Origin of the sequence: Streptomyces griseus (assembly GCF_900460065.1) — a bacterium.
Lineage (GTDB): Bacteria > Actinomycetota > Actinomycetes > Streptomycetales > Streptomycetaceae > Streptomyces > Streptomyces griseus.
Genome location: NZ_UAVD01000025.1, coordinates 384,454 through 403,430 on the forward strand (window position 1 = coordinate 384,454; position 18,977 = coordinate 403,430).

Annotated in this window: 12 protein-coding genes and 3 rRNA genes; 5 read left to right on the forward strand and 10 right to left on the reverse strand. The window is 68.2% G+C overall.

Annotated features, from left to right (window positions below; translation table 11 throughout):
• Nucleotides 1–18: 18 nt before the first annotated feature.
• From DTB53_RS13875 to mtnA, 7 genes are all read right to left on the reverse strand, one after another.
• Nucleotides 19–774, reverse strand: a complete 756-nt coding sequence (locus DTB53_RS13875; RefSeq protein WP_003968753.1) for a response regulator — start codon at nt 772–774, stop codon at nt 19–21.
• A gap of 183 nt (nt 775–957) precedes the next feature.
• Nucleotides 958–1,647 carry a ribosome hibernation-promoting factor, HPF/YfiA family gene (gene hpf, locus DTB53_RS13880; RefSeq protein WP_003968752.1) on the reverse strand — a complete coding sequence of 230 codons (690 nt, stop codon included), beginning with the start codon at nt 1,645–1,647 and terminating at the stop codon, nt 958–960.
• Nucleotides 1,648–1,973: 326 nt separating this feature from the next.
• The gene (locus DTB53_RS13885; RefSeq protein WP_042497030.1) at nt 1,974–2,732 is read right to left on the reverse strand and encodes a ComF family protein; all 759 of its coding nucleotides are present in this window, start codon (nt 2,730–2,732) and stop codon (nt 1,974–1,976) included.
• Nucleotides 2,733–2,815: 83 nt separating this feature from the next.
• A complete protein-coding gene (locus tag DTB53_RS13890) occupies nt 2,816–4,657 on the reverse strand; it encodes an LpqB family beta-propeller domain-containing protein (protein WP_012380668.1) in 1,842 nt (613 codons plus the stop codon).
• Between the two features lie 28 nt (nt 4,658–4,685).
• Nucleotides 4,686–6,725, reverse strand: coding sequence for an MtrAB system histidine kinase MtrB (gene mtrB, locus DTB53_RS13895; RefSeq protein ID WP_012380667.1), 2,040 nt, complete (start codon nt 6,723–6,725; stop codon nt 4,686–4,688).
• A gap of 1 nt (nt 6,726) precedes the next feature.
• Nucleotides 6,727–7,416, reverse strand: a complete 690-nt coding sequence (gene mtrA, locus DTB53_RS13900) for a two-component system response regulator MtrA (protein ID WP_007448372.1) — start codon at nt 7,414–7,416, stop codon at nt 6,727–6,729.
• A gap of 4 nt (nt 7,417–7,420) precedes the next feature.
• Entirely contained in the window at nt 7,421–8,563 is a 1,143-nt protein-coding gene (mtnA, locus tag DTB53_RS13905) for an S-methyl-5-thioribose-1-phosphate isomerase (RefSeq protein ID WP_012380666.1), read from the reverse strand.
• A 140-nt stretch (nt 8,564–8,703) separates the two neighbouring features.
• Here mtnA and DTB53_RS13910 point away from each other — a divergent pair, with 140 nt between their 5' ends.
• Genes DTB53_RS13910 through DTB53_RS13930 form a run of 5 tightly spaced genes read left to right on the forward strand, consistent with a single transcriptional unit; the run spans nt 8,704 to nt 14,217 of the window.
• On the forward strand, nt 8,704–9,915 hold the full coding sequence (locus DTB53_RS13910) for a DUF7847 domain-containing protein (RefSeq protein ID WP_003968746.1): 1,212 nt from the start codon (nt 8,704–8,706) through the stop codon (nt 9,913–9,915).
• A 4-nt stretch (nt 9,916–9,919) separates the two neighbouring features.
• Complete coding sequence (locus DTB53_RS13915) at nt 9,920–10,606, forward strand: DUF4129 domain-containing protein (protein WP_012380665.1); 687 nt, start codon at nt 9,920–9,922, stop codon at nt 10,604–10,606.
• A complete protein-coding gene (locus DTB53_RS13920) occupies nt 10,603–11,865 on the forward strand; it encodes a DUF4350 domain-containing protein (RefSeq protein WP_003968744.1) in 1,263 nt (420 codons plus the stop codon). The genes DTB53_RS13915 and DTB53_RS13920 overlap by 4 nt, the downstream gene beginning before the upstream one ends.
• A complete protein-coding gene (locus DTB53_RS13925; protein ID WP_012380664.1) occupies nt 11,862–12,890 on the forward strand; it encodes an AAA family ATPase in 1,029 nt (342 codons plus the stop codon). Before DTB53_RS13920 ends, DTB53_RS13925 begins: the two co-directional genes overlap by 4 nt.
• Before the next feature lie 13 nt (nt 12,891–12,903).
• Nucleotides 12,904–14,217: a DUF58 domain-containing protein gene (locus DTB53_RS13930; protein ID WP_042497025.1), complete on the forward strand. Its 1,314-nt coding sequence runs from the start codon at nt 12,904–12,906 to the stop codon at nt 14,215–14,217.
• A gap of 162 nt (nt 14,218–14,379) precedes the next feature.
• Here the strand turns inward: DTB53_RS13930 and rrf are convergent.
• The 3 genes from rrf to DTB53_RS13945 form a co-directional block, all read right to left on the reverse strand.
• Nucleotides 14,380–14,496 (reverse strand): 5S ribosomal RNA (gene rrf, locus DTB53_RS13935).
• A gap of 79 nt (nt 14,497–14,575) precedes the next feature.
• A 23S ribosomal RNA gene (locus DTB53_RS13940) occupies nt 14,576–17,701 on the reverse strand.
• A 302-nt stretch (nt 17,702–18,003) separates the two neighbouring features.
• Nucleotides 18,004–18,977: ribosomal RNA gene (locus tag DTB53_RS13945) — 16S ribosomal RNA — on the reverse strand; the annotation flags it as partial.

Sequence of the window (18,977 nt, forward strand, 5' to 3'; positions counted from 1 at the left end):
CCGGTCCGGGACGGTGCGTTACCGGATCTCCAGGATCTTCTCGCGCATGGCGTAGACCACGGCCTCCATCCGGGAGTGCAGCTGCAGCTTCTCCAGAATGTTGCGGACGTGGTTCTTCACCGTGTTCTCGGAGATGAACAACTCCTTGGCGATATCCCGGTTGTTCATGCCGGTCGCCACGAGTTTCAGCACTTCCAGCTCGCGTTCGGTGAGCCGGGGCGCCGGAACGAGCCGGCGCTCGTCGGTGCGCTGGATCATCGACTTGAACTCGGTGAGCAGCTTGGAGGCCATGGAGGGGCTGATCTGGGACTGCCCGTCGGCGACCGCGCGAATGGCCGTGGCGACCTCGTCGGTGGAGATCTCCTTGAGGAGATAGCCGGTCGCGCCCGCCTTGATCGCCTCGTAGAGGTCGGCCTCCTCGTCGCTGATCGTCAACATGATGATCTTCGCGCTGGGGGCCACCTCCTTGATGGCCGTGCAGGCCTCGATACCGCCGCGCTTGGGCATCCGGACATCCATCAGAACGATGTCGGGCAGCAGGTCGGCGGCCTTGTCGACCGCCTCGGAGCCGTCCCCGGCCTCGCCGATGACCTGGATGTCCTCCTCCTGGGCGAGGACGATCTCCAGGCCCCTGCGGAAGAGCGCGTGGTCATCGACCACGAGGACCCTGATGGGCTCCTTGCGTGAAGCGCCGTCCGCCCCGCTCCCGGTGTACGCACCGGTGTCGTCGTCGGAGTCATTCGCATCGCGCACCGGCCCGAAGGTGTCCGCCATCGTTCCTCCCCCTGAAGGCCACGGCCTGAAGTGTCGGTCGTTCGCCAACGGCACTTCACAGAACACCGATTGGCTCGGGCGGCCATGATTCCATGCCCGGCCACCCGCACGGTGGCCCTGCGCCGATGCGAGAGTGCCCCCGGTGGCGCGAAAACGCCCCGGGGGCACTGCGGCGTTGTGGCCTCAGCCGCCGAGCGCACCGCCCGCGCCGCCTGCTTCGTCCGCGGCGAGCGGGTCGGTCCTCAGGTGGATGACGCCGTAGTCGTAGGCATGCCGCCGGTAGACGACACTGGGCTCCTTCGTCTCGGAGTCGACGAACAAGTAGAAGTCGTGACCGACCAGTTCCATCTCGTAGAGCGCCTGGTCGAGCGACATCGGTGCGGCGGTGTGGGTCTTCTCGCGCATCACGAGCGGCCCTTCGCCCTGCACTTCGAGCGAGCCGATCTTCGTGGTGGGGACGGGCTCCGACGGCTGGTCGCCGACCAGTTCACCGTCCTCGTCGAACGAAGCGACACCGGGGACCACGTCCCCGACCTCGGCAGCCGACAGACGCCCGTTGCCACGGCGGCTGTAGCGCTTGTCGTGCTGCTTGCGCAGCCGGGCCTCCAGCTTTCCGGTGGCCAGGTCGAGCGCTGCGTAAGGGTCGCCCGCCGCCGCTTCCGCCCGGATGACCGGTCCCCGGGAGCGGAGCGTGATCTCCACCCGGTCGGAACGGTCGGCCTGACGGGGATTCGGCTCCTTGGACACCTCGACGTCGAGGCTGATCACCTTGCCGTCGAACTTCTGGATCTTGTCCAGCTTCAGCTTCTCGGCCACGTGCTTGCGGAACCGCTCGGGCACCTCGGTCTTGCGGCCCTTGACGACGATGTCCACGCAGAACTCCGTTCCCGGATCGCCCCGCTCGGCGGCGGGGCATCTCCCTTTTGCACCAGGCCCCGGAGATCACCAGGGCCTCGGACTCGGTGGCTTTCGCCTCCTCCTCCCCCGTCGGAAGGGTTGCAACCCCACCGACTTGCGTGCTTCTCCTACCGGTGAGTTACCTGCCCGAAACCTGGTGGTGCATTCATCGAGATTCGGTATTAACCGTCCCTCACCACCGAACATAGCCCGCGCACCACTGTTTCGGCACCCGCTACTGGCACGTACCTCCGTTCAGGGGGTATTGCCCCCTCATTACCTGCAACGATGCGAGTTCTCCGTCAGTTCCGGTTTATTTCGAAGGCGGAGGGAGAAGCCGCGACGACCGCCGCCCGGCACGCTCCGTGCCCGGAGGACTCCCGACCGCCGCCGCGCGCCTCGCCGACCGCCCGTGCGGCCTCCGCCAGCGTCGATCCCGTCGTCAACAGATCGTCGACCAGGATCACCCGACCGAGCCGGAGGTGTCCCTGCCCGGGGGCACCGCGCCGCAGGAGCCGCCCTCCCGCAGCCGTGAGCTCCAGGGCGCCGGCCAGATTCGCCCGTCGCTGCCGCGCCCCGAGACCGGCCTGGTCGGCGACCGCGCGCCGCTGCCGCAGCAGCGGGAGCGCCTCCGCCGGCAGCCCCTCGCGGCGCAGGTCCCGGGCAGCCGCCGCGGCGATCCTGCGCACCGGGTCGTGGCCGCGCGCCGCCGTCGAGGAGCGCGCGGAGGGCACCGGGACCAGCAGCAGGGGCCCCGCCCCGCCCGGCCACCCCGCACAGGCCCGCACAGACCCCGCCAGGGCCCGCCCGAGGACCCCGGCCAGCCCCAGTGCCCCTCGCTCCTTGTGGGCCAGCAGAACCGCGCGTACGGCGTTCTCGTACGGCGCGGCCGCGTACACCGGTGGGAGCCCCGGGGGCCGGGGCGAGGGCCGCACCGGGCGGGCCTGCGCACCGTGCAACGCGGCCCGGCAGGCCGCGCACAGCTCGGTGCGCGGCCTGCCGCAGCCGGCGCAGGCCACCGGCAGGAGCAGACCGGCCCCCTCCTGCCACGCCTTCCGCATGGCCCCACTGTGCCGGGGCCGCCGGAGCCGGACCACCCCTGTGGACAACCCCGGGCCTCCGGCGGGCCGGGCCCGCTGCCGGATCAGCCGGGGTAGACCAACGACGTGCCCTGCTTGAGAACCGTCTGCCAGTTGTCTCCCGGCGACAGCTTCACGATGCCGTCGCCGACGGTCTCCGCCATCAGCGGAAGCAGTTCGTCGTCCGCCGCGGCGACCGACTGGACCTGGTTCACCCCGGGCAGCGACCCCGAGGCCGACGTCGAGCCGTCCGCCTGCACGTAACGCACCTGCTGGACGCCGCCCTCCTCCTTGCCGACGACCACCAGCCGGCTGCGCCCGGACCACGAGATGGCCGTCACGTCCGTGAGCTGCGGTGCGGCCTGGCGCAGGTCCTCGACCGAGATCTCGGGCGACACGGAGGAGCCCCGGCGCTCGACCCTGCCGATGTTCAGCGTCGTGCGGCCGTCCTTGGTCAGCAGCAGAGCGATCCGCACCCCGTCCGCGGACATCCGCAGCTCCTCGATGCGGGCGCCGTCGAGACCCGGCACCCGGACCTCCTGCGCCTCGCCCACACCCCCGGTCAGCCGCAGCAGCCTCGGACCGGCCGGATCACGGTCGGCGACCCACAGATCGCCGCGGCCGTCCCAGCTCGGCGACGACAGCCGGTCGGCTGCCTTCTTCGCCTCGCTGCTGACAAGCGGGTCGGCCAGTTCACTCGCCTCCGCCTCCAGGGACGACACGTAGAGGTGCTCCCCGTGGGAGGAGATCGCGGCGGCCCGGCGTTCGTCCCGGGCCACCCCCACGGCGCCCATCGGGACGACGCCCGCCCCGAGCGGGCCGGTCACGGGCTCGGGCGTTCCGGTGCCGTCGGTGGCGCCGGGGATCCGCTCCACCTGGCCCTTGTCGTTGATGAAGTACTGGCTGTCGGCCTCGTCGGAGCCGTTGTCGGCGGAGAACTCCGGCGCGTCGTCGGCGTCCAGTGCGCAGAGCTGGGCGCCCTTGCCGCCCTCCAACTCCACCCGCTCGACCCGTGCCGAGGTCAGGTCCCCGAGCGTGAACAGCACCTGCGCGGCCATCATCCGGCAGGCGCCGGGGCTCGCCTTGTCGGCCTTGTGGTTGAGCGGCACCTTCAGGACGTTCTGATCGTCCGACGGCAGCGCGATGACGCCCTTGCGCAGCGCGGTCCCGGTCGGGAACCGGGAGTCGACCACGGGCCGCAGCCAGTTCGTCGGGCCGGCGAGCAGCGTCCTGACGGTCTGCGTGGCGGTGTCCATGCGCGTGACCGGATCCACGCGGTTGCGTACGTAGACGGGGTCCGCGACGAGCGTCGACCGGCCGTTCGTACGCCCGGTGGCGAAGTAGTACTTGTTCACGGAGCGGTAGAGGCGCTTGAAGTCGGACTGGCCGAGGACCAGGCCGTCCGGCACGGTGTCGATGCGCCACTCCTGCTTCCCGTCCGGCCCCTTCTCCTGGACCAGGTTCAGGGTCTGGGCGTAGTCGGTGGGCGCGAGGGGGCGGTAGGAGCTCTGGGCGTCGACCGCCGCCACCTTCTCGCCGGTCAGGGTGTAGGTCGTCGCCTTGTCCCGGGTGGCCCGGTCGGCCTCGTCGTGGAGGAGGGGGCCGCTGCGGTTGGGGGCCTGGGCGAGCACCGTGATGCCCCCGCCCGGCTGCCAGGTGCGCCGGGCGTCGGCGCTCAGGTACTTCCGGGTGGTCGCGAACGCGGGATCATCACTGGTCATCGACTCCAGGAAGCCGTCGACGATCTCGCTGGGCACCGCGCCCTCCCGGGGCGCCACCGCGTACACCTGCACCTGGGAGTCCCCGGGCTGCGAGGCGTCGACCGCCTTGACGTCCCCGGTCACCGGCATCGAGCCGCACCCGGCCAGCACGACGACGCCGCAGCCCAGCAGCGCGAGCATCCGCACCGCCCGTCCTCGGCCGCCCGGACGGCGGTCAGTACCCACGAGTGGAGTCCTCCTGGTCGGAATCGAGTACGCCGTTGCCCGGACGGCCGGCGGGGCGCTCCGGGGCCGGGCGCGCCACGACACGCGCCCCGTTGCCGGGCAGCGCGGCGGGGTGCACCGACGAGGGGGCGCCGCTGCGGGCGGCGGGGCCGCGACCGGGCACGGGCAGCGGCGAACGCTCGCCGCCCCCCGCCTGGGGCGGCACGGACATCAGCCGGTGGTCGTCCGACGCACCCGCTGCGGCCTCGCCGCGTTCCCGGTTGCCCCGGTTGCGCCGCGAGTCCTCGGGCTCCAGCGGTATCGGCGAACCACGCAGCGGCTCGTCCGCCGTACGCGGCAGGGTCAGCCTGAACTGGGAGCCGCCGCCCGGCTCGCCCCAGGCCTGCAGCCAGCCGCCGTGCAGCCGGGCGTCCTCGACGGCGATCGACAGGCCGAGACCCGTACCGCCGGTCGTCCGGGCCCGCGCCGGATCCGCACGCCAGAACCGGTTGAAGACCCGGGTCGCCTCGCCGGGCTTGAGCCCGACCCCGTAGTCCCGGACGGCCACGGCGACCGCGCCCTGCGCCACGCCCATCCGCACCACGACGTCCCGGCCCTCACCGTGCTCGACGGCGTTGACCACGAGGTTGCGCAGGACGCGTTCGACACGGCGGGCGTCGGCCTCGGCTATCACCGGCTGTTCGTCGCCGACGACCAGGATCCGGGTGCCCTTGCGCTCGGCGAGCGGCTCGGCGCCGCCGATCACCCGGTGCACCACGGTCCGCAGGTCTATCGGCTCGGCCTCCAGGGCCGCGGCGCCCGCGTCGAACCGGCTGATCTCCAAAAGGTCGGCGAGCAGCGACTCGAACCGGTCGAGCTGGTCGCCGAGCAGCTCGGCGGAGCGCGCGGTGACGGGGTCGAAGTCGGCACGCGCCTCGTGGATGACGTCGGCGGCCATCCGGACGGTCGTGAGGGGCGTGCGCAGCTCGTGCGACACGTCGGAGACGAAGCGCCGCTGCATCCGGGAGAGCTCCTCCAGCTGCTGGATCTTCAGCTGGAGGTTCTGGGCCATCTTGTTGAAGGCCTCGCCGAGCCGGGCGATGTCGTCCTCGCCGGTGACCTTCATCCGCTCCTGGAGCTTGCCGGCGGAGAGCCGCTCGGCGATGCCGGCGGCCATCCGCACCGGTGTGACGACCTGCCGCACCACGAACCAGGCGATGGCTCCGAGCAGCACGACGACGAACAGCCCGGCGGTCGCCAGGGTCGTCTTGACCAGCGTCAGGGACTCCTCCTCCTGCGTGAGCGGGAAGAGGTAGTAGAGCTCGTAGGGCTGCTGGTCGATGTCGTAGAGCCGCTTGCCGACCACGAGCCCGGGTTGCGACTCCTTGCCGTACGAGTACCGGATCAGGGAGTACGTCTGGAACGCGCCCTGCCCCGCGCTCACGTTCTGCCGCAGGCGATCGGGCACGCTGGACGCCTCGACGCTGCCGGAACCGCGCGCGGCGCGGCTGCTCGCCCCCTCGGTCACCGAGTCGACACTGAGCGCCACCACGTTGAAGGCGTTCTTGCCGCCGCTGGCGAGCTGGTCGACGAGCTCGGTGCGCCAGGAGGTGCTGCCGGTCATCCCGTCGGTGCGCTCGCTCCCCTGCCCGTCGGAGGCGAGGGGGACGTTGGCCTTCTCCTGGGCCGCGGCGAAACCGCCGGCGGCCTGGGTCTGGGCAGCCGTCCCCTTCGCCTCCAGGAGGCCGTTGCGCACCTGCCCGATGACGACGAAGCCGAGCAGCAGCACGACGACGATCGACATCAGCAGGGTGCCCGCGACCACGCGGAGCTGAAGATTGCGCCGCCACAACCGGACGGCGGGCAGCAACGGGCGGCGCACCCACCGCATCAGCAACCGCGGTACGGGCCCGCCGGGCGTCCGGTCCTCGAACAGCCGGCCGCCCCGCAGGAATCGGCTCATACGTGACGCCTTCCGTCCCGGGCCGACAGCCCGCTCCGTACGGACTCCCGGCTCACCGGGCCCCGGAGCAGCGCTGCCTCGGGGCATCTCAGCTCGGTCCGGCCTTGTAGCCGACGCCTCGGACCGTCACGACGATCTCCGGCCGTTCCGGGTCCTTCTCGACCTTGGAACGCAGACGCTGGACATGCACATTCACCAGGCGGGTGTCGGCCGCGTGGCGGTAGCCCCACACCTGTTCCAGCAGGACCTCACGGGTGAAGACCTGCCACGGCTTGCGGGCGAGCGCGACCAGCAGGTCGAACTCCAGCGGGGTCAGCGCGATGGACTGGCCCTCCCGCTTCACGGAGTGGCCGGCCACGTCGATGACCAGGTCACCGATGGTCAGCTGCTCCGGCGCGGGCTCCTCGGACCGCCGCAGACGTGCCCTGATCCGGGCGACCAACTCCTTAGGCTTGAACGGCTTGACGATGTAGTCGTCGGCCCCTGATTCCAGGCCCACCACCACATCGACGGTGTCGCTCTTGGCAGTGAGCATGACGATCGGCACACCGGACTCGGCCCTGATCAGCCTGCACACCTCGATGCCGTCCCTTCCGGGCAGCATGAGGTCGAGCAGCACCAGGTCCGGCTTGGCCTCACGAAATGCGGCCAGTGCCTTGTCGCCGTCCGCTACGAACGACGGCTCGAAACCTTCTCCACGCAGCACAATCCCGAGCATCTCGGCCAGTGCGGTGTCGTCGTCGACGACAAGGACGCGTCCCTTCATAATCGACATCATCCCATTAGCTAATCGTTACCTGCGATGACCTGGCACACAGCTCCGCGAGTCCGGCCCCCGTGACCGGTGAAACAGCGCCCTCCTCGGTGACGATCGCCGTGATCAGTTCCGGCGGCGTGACGTCGAAGGCCGGGTTGTACGCCGGGGCCCCGAGGGGTGCGACGGCCCTCCCGCCTCCGCCACCGGCAGCTACACCCTGCCACGATGTGAGCTCCGTCACTTCTCGACCGGAACGCTGCTCGACGATGATCGATGTGCCGTCCGCGGTCTCCAGATCCACGGTCGTCGTCGGCGCCACCACGATGAAGGGCACGTGGTGATACTTGGCGAGCACGGCCAGCGGATAGCTCCCCACCTTGTTCGCCACCGAACCGTCTGCGGCGATGCGGTCGGCGCCTATGAGCACCGCGTCGACCTCCCCGGCCGCGAACAGGGACCCGGCGGCATTGTCCGTGAGCAGGCTGTACGCGAGACCGTTGCGCGCGGCCTCGTACGCGGTGAGCCGGGCCCCCTGGAGGAGCGGCCTGGTCTCGTCCACCCACAGCCGGTGCAACCGGCCCCCGCGGTGCACCCGCAACGCCACGGCGAACGCCGTGCCCTCGCCCCCGGAGACCAGCGCCCCGGTGTTGCAGTGGGTCAGCAGCTGATACCCCCGGCCCGGCATCAGCTCCTCCAGCAGCGCCTCGCCGTACTCCGCCATACGCCCGCTGGCCTGGGCATCCTCCCGATGCAGCTCCCGTGCCGCGGCCAGCGCCACCGCCGCGGCCGCCTCGTCGCCGGCCCCCTTGCCCACGGCTTCCCGGTGGGCGGCGGCCACCCGCCGCACCCCGTAGCCGAGGTTCACCGCGGTGGGCCGCGCCCGCTCCAGCAGACCGGCCGCCTCCGCGACGTCGTAGCCGCGCGCCGCCGCGAGCGCCACCCCGTATCCCCCGGCGATCCCGAGCAGCGGGGCCCCGCGCACCGCCAGGGTCTGGATCGCCCGCACCAGCGCGGGCACATCGGTGCACACCAGCTCGACCTCCTCGGCGGGCAGCCTCGTCTGGTCGAGGAGCACCAGCACGGGCCCCTCCGGGGGCTCGTCCCAGCGGAGTACGGAAAGCGCGGGAGGCTCGAAGCCCACCGTCGATTGCGCGTCCTGATCAGCCATCCGTCCAGTCTGCCCGGTGAGCCGCCCGTACCTGAAGGCTCCGGGGAGACAGAGCGGCTGGTCCGCCCCGAAGCCGCGCGTGGCACGATGGCTGCCAACCTGCCGCCCCGATGAGCGGTCAGGACGGTGAAGGAGCGAGAATGAACGACTCTCCGGGCTGGGCGTCGCCCGGATCTGCCCCCTCCGACGGCAAGGAGACGGCGGTTCCCCGCCCCTCCGAACCCCAGGACGGAAGCGGCCCGACGGGTCAGTGGTCCCCCGAGCAGCCGCCCCCCGGGCAGTGGTCCCCACCGAGCAACCCCGGCAGCGGCCCCGGAACACGGCCTCCCGCCCCCGGCTGGGGCGGTGGCCCGCAGCGGCAGGGCTGGGCAGGACCGCCGCCGGCCGCGAAGCCCGGCGTCATCCCGCTGCGCCCCCTGAGCCTCGGCGAGATCCTCGACGGCTCCGTCTCCGCCCTGCGCGCCCACTGGCGTACCGCCCTCGGCTTCAGCCTCGCGGTCTCGGTGGTCACCCAGATCGGCATCATCCTCATGCAGCGCTACCTGCTGCCCGAACCGACCTCCGTGGACCCGAACGCCACCGGTACCGAGGCCCTCCGCCAGGCCACCGACTCCGCCCGGTCGACCCTGGTCTCCCTGGCCCCGGCCTCCCTCCTCACGATGATCGCCACGCTTTTCACCGCGTCGATCATCACCGTGGTCATCAGCCGCTCGGTACTGGGCCGTCCCACCACACTCTCCGACACCTGGGCGGAGGCCCGCCCCCGGGTCCTCCCGCTGCTCGGGCTGACCTTGCTGGTGGCCCTGATCATGGCCGCGATCATGACCGTGGGCGTCGGCCCCGGCCTGCTCCTGGGCTCCGAGGCGGGGGCGGCACTCGCCTTCCTCGGCTTCGCAGCCGCCTGCGTCGTCATGCTCTGGCTGAACGTCAGCTTCGCTCTCGCCGCCCCCGCCCTGATGCTGGAACGACAGAGCATCCTCGCCGCGCTGCGCAGGTCGGCGAAGCTGGTCCGCGGCGCCTGGTGGCGCACCTTCGGGGTCCTCGCCCTGACCTGGCTGCTGACCTTCCTGCTCACGTTCCTCGTCTCCATCCCGTTCGGCGTCATCGCGGTGATCGCCGACGGAACCGACGTCAGCGAGTTCTTCAACAGCACCGCCCCTTCCTTCGGGTGGCCGTTCCTGATCGTCACCGGCATCGGCGAAGTGATCGTCTCGACACTGATCTACCCGTTCGTCGCGGGGGTGATGGCCCTCCTCTACGTGGACCAGCGCATCCGCCGCGAAGCCCTGGACCTCGACCTCGCACGGGCCGCGGGCCTCCCCGGCTACGGCGCCGACACCCCCGGGAGCTGATGCGGTGTCGGGGGCGGGGGGCATCACCACAGCACGGCGGGACACTGCGGCGGGCGACATACCCGTGGACACTCCGCGTCTCCCGGCACGGGAGGCGGCGGAGAGCGAGCTGTCCAAGCCGATGTACCACGAGAACGACCCGAACTTCCTCCAGCGCGCCCTGAACCGGTTCTGGGACTGGGTCGCCGGGGTGTTCGACGCCGCCGCGGGCGCGGCACCCGGCGGCCCGGCCGGGCTCCTCGTCCTGGTCGTCCTCGTCATCGGGCTTGCCGCCGCCCTCTGGTGGCGGTTGGGTACTCCGCAACGCTCCCGGAGCAAGGAGGCCCTCTTCGACAGCGACGGCCCCCGCAGCGCGGCCCAGCACCGCGCCGCCGCCGAGGCACACGCCACGGCTCTGCGCTGGAGCGAGGCCGTCCAGGAACGCATGCGGGCCGTCGTCCGGTCCCTGGAGGAACGTGCCCTGCTCGACCCGCGCCCCGGCCGCACGGCGGACGAAGCCGCAGCCGAAGCCGGCCGTGCCCTGCCCGAGCACGCGGTCCGACTGCGCGCCGCCGCCAGGAGCTTCGACGACGTGACGTACGGGGGCCGCACGGCGGACCAGCCCGCATACCTGTCCCTGCGCGCCCTCGACCTCGAACTCGACGAGGCAAAGCCGCTGCTGCCCGGAACCTCCCGAGGAGCGGCCGGATGACCGCGGCGACCACCACCTCCCCCACCTCGACGGCGCCCACCCCCGGCCAGGTCTGGACCCGAGCCCGGGGCCTCCTGGCGGCCGTCCTCATCCTCGTCGTCGCCGGCATCACGTTCGCCGTCGTACGGTCCGGAACGAACCACGGGCAGCTCGACCCCCGCTCGGCAGACCCCAAGGGAAGCCGTGCCGTCGCCGAACTCCTCAAGGCGCGCGGCGTCTCCGTCACCGTCGCCACGACTCTCGACGAGGTGACCGCGGCGGTCGGACCCGACACCACACTCCTCGTCGCCGGCCCCAACGTCCTGACCCGGTCCCAGCAGCTCCGGCTGGACGCGGCGGCCTCCGCCTCCGCGGGACGCACCCTGCTGATCGCCCCGGGGCCGGGAGCCGCGACTCGACTCGCCCCGGGCGTCCGCCCGGAGCCGCACCACCCCGTCAGCGCTCTCGCCCCGTCCTGCGAACTCCCCGCCGCCCGGCTGGCCGGCACAGCGGACATGGGCGGCACCCGCTACACGGCACAGGCCCCCGACGCCGTCACCTGCTACCCCGCCGGGGGCCTCCCCAGCCTGGTCGTCCTCCCGACCGGAGAGGGCGGCGACACCGTCGTCCTCGGCTCCCCGAACCTCCTCCACAACGAGCGTCTCGACAAGCAGGGCAACGCCTCGCTGGCCCTGCAACTCCTCGGCTCCCGCCCTCATCTCGTCTGGTACCTCCCCTCTCTCACAGACCCGTCCGCCGGCACCGAGGGCGACTCCCCCGGCGGCGGAAACGAAGACGCGTCAGAAGACCCCTCGGAGGACGGGGCGAGGGACGAGGCGTCCGACGAGAGCAGCTTCCTCGACCTCGTCCCCTCCGGCTGGCTGTGGGGAACGCTCCAGCTCGGCCTTGCCGCACTCCTCGCCGCCGTCTGGCGCGCCCGCCGTCTCGGCCCCCTGGTGGCGGAGCGGCTGCCGGTGGCCGTCCGCGCATCCGAATCGGCCGAGGGCCGCGCACTCCTCTACCGCAAGGCCAACGCCCGCGACCGCGCCGCCGAAGCCCTCCGAGCCGCCACCCGCACCCGCGTCGCCCCCCTCGCCGGGGTATCCGCCCGTGACGCTCACACCCCTGACGTCCTCCTCTCCGCCGTGGCCGCACGCCTCACCGCCCAGGATCACGACCTCGGCACCCTGCTTTTCGGTACGGCTCCCTCGACCGACGCCGCCCTGGTCCTCCTCGCCGATCAACTCGACGCCCTCGAAAGAGAGGTACGCACTTCATGAGCGCCCCGACCCCCGAGCCGGCCGAGCCCACGGTGCCCGCAGCGGCCCCCGTGAGGCCCGCGGTACCGGAGCCGTCCGACAGCGCCCGCGCCTCCTTGGAGGCTCTGCGCTCCGAGATCGCCAAGGCCGTCGTCGGCCAGGACGCCGCCGTCACCGGACTCGTCGTCGCGCTGCTCTGCCGGGGGCACGTACTCCTCGAGGGCGTACCCGGCGTGGCCAAGACGCTGCTGGTCCGCGCACTTGCCGCGTCGCTCGAACTCGACACGAAGCGGGTCCAGTTCACCCCTGACCTGATGCCCAGTGATGTCACGGGTTCACTGGTCTACGACGCGCGCACCGCTGAGTTCTCCTTCCAGCCCGGTCCCGTCTTCACCAACCTGCTGATCGCCGACGAGATCAACCGCACCCCTCCCAAGACCCAGTCCTCCCTCCTCGAAGCGATGGAGGAACGGCAGGTCTCCGTGGACGGGACGCCGCGGGCCCTGCCCGAGCCCTTCCTCGTGGCCGCGACCCAGAACCCCGTCGAGTACGAGGGCACCTATCCCCTCCCCGAGGCCCAACTGGACCGTTTCCTGCTCAAGCTGACGGTTCCGCTCCCTTCACGGCAGGACGAGATAGACGTCCTCACCCGTCACGCCGACGGCTTCGACCCACGCGACCTGAAGGCGGCGGGCGTACGCCCCGTCGCCGGGTCCGCCGATCTGGAAGCGGCACGCGAAGCCGTCGCGAAGACGACCGTCTCCCCCGAGATCGCCGGCTATGTCGTGGATATCTGCCGTGCCACCCGTGATTCCCCCTCGCTCTCTCTCGGCGTCTCCCCCCGAGGCGCCACCGCACTGCTGTCGACCGCCCGCGCCTGGGCTTGGCTGACCGGCCGTGACTATGTCATCCCGGACGATGTGAAGGCCTTGGCGCTGCCCACGCTCCGTCATCGCATCCACCTGCGGCCCGAGGCGGAAATGGAAGGAGTCACCCCCGACTCCGTCATCGCCTCAGTGCTCGCCCACGTGCCCGTACCCCGATGAGGCGGTGACCACCATGGCCCTCACCGGACGAACCGCGCTGCTGGCCGCCCTGGGATCACTCCCCGTAGGCATCCTCGCGCCCAGCTGGACGGGGATGCTTGCGGTCAACGCACCGCTCTCACTGGCAATTCTGTGCGACTACGCCCTGGCAGCGCCAGTGCGCACGCTCCGGTTCACCCGATCCGGCGACACATCAGTTCGACTCGGTGACGCGGCCGAAGTGCAACTGACCGTGACGAACACCTCGCGTCGGCGGCTGCGCGCGCAGCTGCGGGACGCCTGGCCCCCCAGCAGCTGGACCTCGGGTTCCGAGCGACAGGCTTCCCGTCACACACTGGCGATTCCCGCCGGCGAACGACGGCGTCTGGTCACCGTTCTGCGCCCGACCCGTCGCGGCGACCGGAAGGCCGACCGCATCACGATCCGCTCCTACGGGCCGCTGGGTCTCGCCGCACGCCAGGGGCAGCACCTGGCGCCGTGGACCGTGCGGGTCCTGCCGCCGTTCACCAGCCGGAAGCATCTGCCCTCCCGGCTCGCCCGGCTCCGGGAACTCGACGGCCGAACCAGCGTTCTGACGCGTGGTGAAGGGACGGAGTTCGACAGTCTGCGAGCCTACGTGCCCGGGGACGACACCCGCTCCATCGACTGGCGGGCCACCGCACGCCAGTCCGCGGTGGCGGTCCGGACATGGCGCCCCGAGCGTGATCGGCACATCCTGATCGTCCTCGACACCGGCCGCACGTCTGCGGGCCGGGTGGGTGACGTCCCCCGCCTGGACGCTTCGATGGACGCCACCCTCCTTCTCACGGCGCTCGCCACCCGGGCGGGCGACCGCGTGAGCCTCCTCGCCTACGACCGCCAGGTCCGGGCCCGGGTCCAGGGGCGGACGGCCACGGGCAATGTACTGGCCACGGTCGTCAACACCCTGGCCACGCTGGAACCCGAGCTCATCGAGACGGACGCCCGCGGCCTGAGCAACGCCGCCCTCGCCGACGCCCCTCGGGGTTCGCTGATCGTCCTCCTCACGACGTTGGAGGCCGCGCCCATCGAGGAGGGGCTCCTCCCGGTGCTGCCTCAGCTCACCCAGCGCCACACCGTTCTGCTGGCGGCGGTCTCGGACCCGCGGATCTCGGAGATGGCCCACGCCCGGGGGACCGTGGACTCGGTGTACGACGCGGCAGCCGCCGCCCAGGCCCAGGCCGACCGCGGCCGCACGGCCGACAGACTCCGCCGCCACGGCGTTGTCGTCGTGGACGCCACCCCGGAGAGTCTCGCTCCCACGCTCGCCGATACCTACTTGGCCTTGAAGGCCGCAGGCCGTCTCTGAAGGCTTTCGAGAGGGGCACGGACGGGGCTGGGTCGGCCGGCTGACTCCCTCTGCCCCTCTCCTGCCCTGCCCCTCTCCTGGCCGGCTCCTGCCCCTCCCTGCCTTGTCCCGGAACGCAGAAAAGCCCCGCACCATACGGTGCGGGGCTTTCCCGGAAAAATTGTTCGGCGGCGTCCTACTCTCCCACAGGGTCCCCCCTGCAGTACCATCGGCGCTGAAAGGCTTAGCTTCCGGGTTCGGAATGTAACCGGGCGTTTCCCTAACGCAATGACCACCGAAACACTATGAAATTAACCAACACCGGACAACAACACGGCCGTTCGTTATTTCAGAACCAACACAGTGGACGCGAGCAACTGAGGACAAGCCCTCGGCCTATTAGTACCAGTCAGCTCCACCCGTTACCGGGCTTCCACATCTGGCCTATCAACCCAGTCGTCTACTGGGAGCCTTAACCCTTCAAGAGGGTGGGAATACTCATCTCGAAGCAGGCTTCCCGCTTAGATGCTTTCAGCGGTTATCCTTTCCGAACGTAGCCAACCAGCCATGCCCTTGGCAGGACAACTGGCACACCAGAGGTTCGTCCGTCCCGGTCCTCTCGTACTAGGGACAGCCCTTCTCAATATTCCTACGCGCACAGCGGATAGGGACCGAACTGTCTCACGACGTTCTAAACCCAGCTCGCGTACCGCTTTAATGGGCGAACAGCCCAACCCTTGGGACCGACTCCAGCCCCAGGATGCGACGAGCCGACATCGAGGTGCCAAACCATCCCGTCGATATGGACTCTTGGGGAAGATCAGCCTGTTATCCCCGGGGTACCTTTTATCCGTTGAGCGACAGCGCTTCCACAAGCCACTGCCGGATCACTAGTCCCGACTTTCGTCCCTGCTCGACCCGTCGGTCTCACAGTCAAGCTCCCTTGTGCACTTACACTCAACACCTGATTGCCAACCAGGCTGAGGGAACCTTTGGGCGCCTCCGTTACTCTTTAGGAGGCAACCGCCCCAGTTAAACTACCCATCAGACACTGTCCCTGATCCGGATCACGGACCCAGGTTAGACATCCAGCACGACCAGAGTGGTATTTCAACGACGACTCCACAACCACTGGCGTGGCCGCTTCAAAGTCTCCCACCTATCCTACACAAGCCGAACCGAACACCAATATCAAACTATAGTAAAGGTCCCGGGGTCTTTCCGTCCTGCTGCGCGAAACGAGCATCTTTACTCGTAGTGCAATTTCACCGGGCCTATGGTTGAGACAGTCGAGAAGTCGTTACGCCATTCGTGCAGGTCGGAACTTACCCGACAAGGAATTTCGCTACCTTAGGATGGTTATAGTTACCACCGCCGTTTACTGGCGCTTAAGTTCTCAGCTTCGCCGACCCGAAAGTCAGCTAACCGGTCCCCTTAACGTTCCAGCACCGGGCAGGCGTCAGTCCGTATACATCGCCTTACGGCTTCGCACGGACCTGTGTTTTTAGTAAACAGTCGCTTCTCGCTGGTCTCTGCGGCCACCCCCAGCTCAAGCAGCAAGTGCTATCACCAGTGATGGCCCCCCTTCTCCCGAAGTTACGGGGGCATTTTGCCGAGTTCCTTAACCATAGTTCACCCGAACGCCTCGGTATTCTCTACCTGACCACCTGAGTCGGTTTAGGGTACGGGCCGCCATGAAACTCGCTAGAGGCTTTTCTCGACAGCATAGGATCATCCACTTCACCACAATCGGCTCGGCATCAGGTCTCAGACTTATATGCACGACGGATTTGCCTACCGTGCGTCCTACACCCTTACCCCGGGACAACCACCGCCCGGGCTGGACTACCTTCCTGCGTCACCCCATCGCTTACCTACTACAAGTCTGGTTCATCGGCTCCACCACTACCCTCAACTCCGAAGAGATCGGGCCGGCTTCACGGACTTAGCATCGCCTGATTCAGTACTGGGCGTTTCAAAGCGGGTACCGGAATATCAACCGGTTGTCCATCGACTACGCCTGTCGGCCTCGCCTTAGGTCCCGACTTACCCTGGGCAGATCAGCTTGACCCAGGAACCCTTAGTCAATCGGCGCACACGTTTCTCACGTGTGTATCGCTACTCATGCCTGCATTCTCACTCGTGAACCGTCCACAACTCGCTTCCGCGGCTGCTTCACCCGGCACACGACGCTCCCCTACCCATCCGTACTCCCGTTGGGGATACATGTACGAATGACACGACTTCGGCGGTACGCTTGAGCCCCGCTACATTGTCGGCGCGGAATCACTTGACCAGTGAGCTATTACGCACTCTTTCAAGGGTGGCTGCTTCTAAGCCAACCTCCTGGTTGTCTCTGCGACTCCACATCCTTTCCCACTTAGCGTACGCTTAGGGGCCTTAGTCGATGCTCTGGGCTGTTTCCCTCTCGACCATGGAGCTTATCCCCCACAGTCTCACTGCCGTGCTCTCACTTACCGGCATTCGGAGTTTGGCTAAGGTCAGTAACCCGGTAGGGCCCATCGCCTATCCAGTGCTCTACCTCCGGCAAGAAACACACGACGCTGCACCTAAATGCATTTCGGGGAGAACCAGCTATCACGGAGTTTGATTGGCCTTTCACCCCTAACCACAGGTCATCCCCCAGGTTTTCAACCCTGGTGGGTTCGGTCCTCCACGAAGTCTTACCTCCGCTTCAACCTGCCCATGGCTAGATCACTCCGCTTCGGGTCTAGAGCGTGCAACTCAACCGCCCTGTTCGGACTCGCTTTCGCTACGGCTTCCCCACACGGGTTAACCTCGCTACACACCGCTAACTCGCAGGCTCATTCTTCAAAAGGCACGCAGTCACGACTGCATGTGCAAGCACATACAGCGACGCTCCCACGGCTTGTAGGCACACGGTTTCAGGTACTATTTCACTCCGCTCCCGCGGTACTTTTCACCATTCCCTCACGGTACTATCCGCTATCGGTCACCAGGGAATATTTAGGCTTAGCGGGTGGTCCCGCCAGATTCACACGGGATTTCTCGGGCCCCGTGCTACTTGGGTGTCTCTCAAACGAGCCGTCAATGTTTCAGCTACGGGGGTCTTACCCTCTACGCCGGACCTTTCGCATGTCCTTCGCCTACATCAACGGTTTCTGACTCGCCTCACAGCCGGCAGACTGTGAAAGAGAGATCCCACAACCCCGCATGCGCAACCCCTGCCGGGTATCACACGCATACGGTTTGGCCTCATCCAGTTTCGCTCGCCACTACTCCCGGAATCACGGTTGTTTTCTCTTCCTGAGGGTACTGAGATGTTTCACTTCCCCTCGTTCCCTCCACACTGCCTATGTGTTCAGCAGCGGGTGACAGCCCATGACGACTGCCGGGTTTCCCCATTCGGAAACCCCCGGATCAAAGCTTGGTTGACAGCTCCCCGGGGACTATCGTGGCCTCCCACGTCCTTCATCGGTTCCTGGTGCCAAGGCATCCACCGTGCGCCCTTAAAAACTTGGCCACAGATGCTCGCGTCCACTGTGCAGTTCTCAAACAACGACCAGCCACCCACCACCCCACCCGAAACCGGATGAGTTCACTGGGGCCGGATCAGAAGGCAGCCTCATCGGCCGTACCCTCAGACACCCAACAACGTGCCCGACACGACCGATCCCTCACCACGTTCCACGCCGAAGCAGTACTAGCAGTGATCAACCTGTCGTGCCGAATAGTCAACGTTCCACCCATGAGCAACCAGCACCGAACATTCGCCGGTGTACTGGCCTCTGACCAAACCGAAGCCTGGTAAGAAGTGCTCCTTAGAAAGGAGGTGATCCAGCCGCACCTTCCGGTACGGCTACCTTGTTACGACTTCGTCCCAATCGCCAGTCCCACCTTCGACAGCTCCCTCCCACAAGGGGTTGGGCCACCGGCTTCGGGTGTTACCGACTTTCGTGACGTGACGGGCGGTGTGTACAAGGCCCGGGAACGTATTCACCGCAGCAATGCTGATCTGCGATTACTAGCAACTCCGACTTCATGGGGTCGAGTTGCAGACCCCAATCCGAACTGAGACCGGCTTTTTGAGATTCGCTCCGCCTCGCGGCATCGCAGCTCATTGTACCGGCCATTGTAGCACGTGTGCAGCCCAAGACATAAGGGGCATGATGACTTGACGTCGTCCCCACCTTCCTCCGAGTTGACCCCGGCAGTCTCCTGTGAGTCCCCATCACCCCCGAAGGGCATGCTGGCAACACAGAACAGGGTTGCGCTCGTTGCGGGACTTAACCCAACATCTCACGACACGAGCTGACGACAGCCATGCACCACCTGTATACCGACCACAAGGGGGGCACCATCTCTGATGCTTTCCGGTATATGTCAAGCCTTGGTAAGGTTCTTCGCGTTGGCGTCGAATTAAGCCACATGCTCCGCTGCTTGTGCGGGCCCCCGTCAATTCCTTTGAGTTTTAGCCTTGCGGCCGTACTCCCCAGGCGGGGAACTTAATGCGTTAGCTGCGGCACCGACGACGTGGAATGTCGCCAACACCTAGTTCCCAACGTTTACGGCGTGGACTACCAGGGTATCTAATCCTGTTCGCTCCCCACGCTTTCGCTCCTCAGCGTCAGTAATGGCCCAGAGATCCGCCTTCGCCACCGGTGTTCCTCCTGATATCTGCGCATTTCACCGCTACACCAGGAATTCCGATCCCCTACCACACTCTAGCTAGCCCGTATCGAATGCAGACCCGGGGTTAAGCCCCGGGCTTTCACATCCGACGTGACAAGCCGCCTACG

Excerpts from the sequence above, each read along its gene's own strand:
- DTB53_RS13920 (WP_003968744.1), top strand. The coding sequence starts at position 10,603 with ATGACCGCGGCGACCACCACCTCCCCCACCTCGACGGCGCCCACCCCC.
- DTB53_RS13925 (WP_012380664.1), top strand. The coding sequence starts at position 11,862 with ATGAGCGCCCCGACCCCCGAGCCGGCCGAGCCCACGGTGCCCGCAGCG.
- mtnA (WP_012380666.1), bottom strand. The coding sequence starts at position 8,563 with ATGGCTGATCAGGACGCGCAATCGACGGTGGGCTTCGAGCCTCCCGCG.
- mtrA (WP_007448372.1), bottom strand. The coding sequence starts at position 7,416 with ATGATGTCGATTATGAAGGGACGCGTCCTTGTCGTCGACGACGACACC.
- mtrB (WP_012380667.1), bottom strand. The coding sequence starts at position 6,725 with ATGCCCCGAGGCAGCGCTGCTCCGGGGCCCGGTGAGCCGGGAGTCCGT.
- DTB53_RS13875 (WP_003968753.1), bottom strand. The coding sequence starts at position 774 with ATGGCGGACACCTTCGGGCCGGTGCGCGATGCGAATGACTCCGACGAC.
- DTB53_RS13930 (WP_042497025.1), top strand. The coding sequence starts at position 12,904 with ATGGCCCTCACCGGACGAACCGCGCTGCTGGCCGCCCTGGGATCACTC.
- DTB53_RS13910 (WP_003968746.1), top strand. The coding sequence starts at position 8,704 with ATGAACGACTCTCCGGGCTGGGCGTCGCCCGGATCTGCCCCCTCCGAC.
- DTB53_RS13885 (WP_042497030.1), bottom strand. The coding sequence starts at position 2,732 with ATGCGGAAGGCGTGGCAGGAGGGGGCCGGTCTGCTCCTGCCGGTGGCC.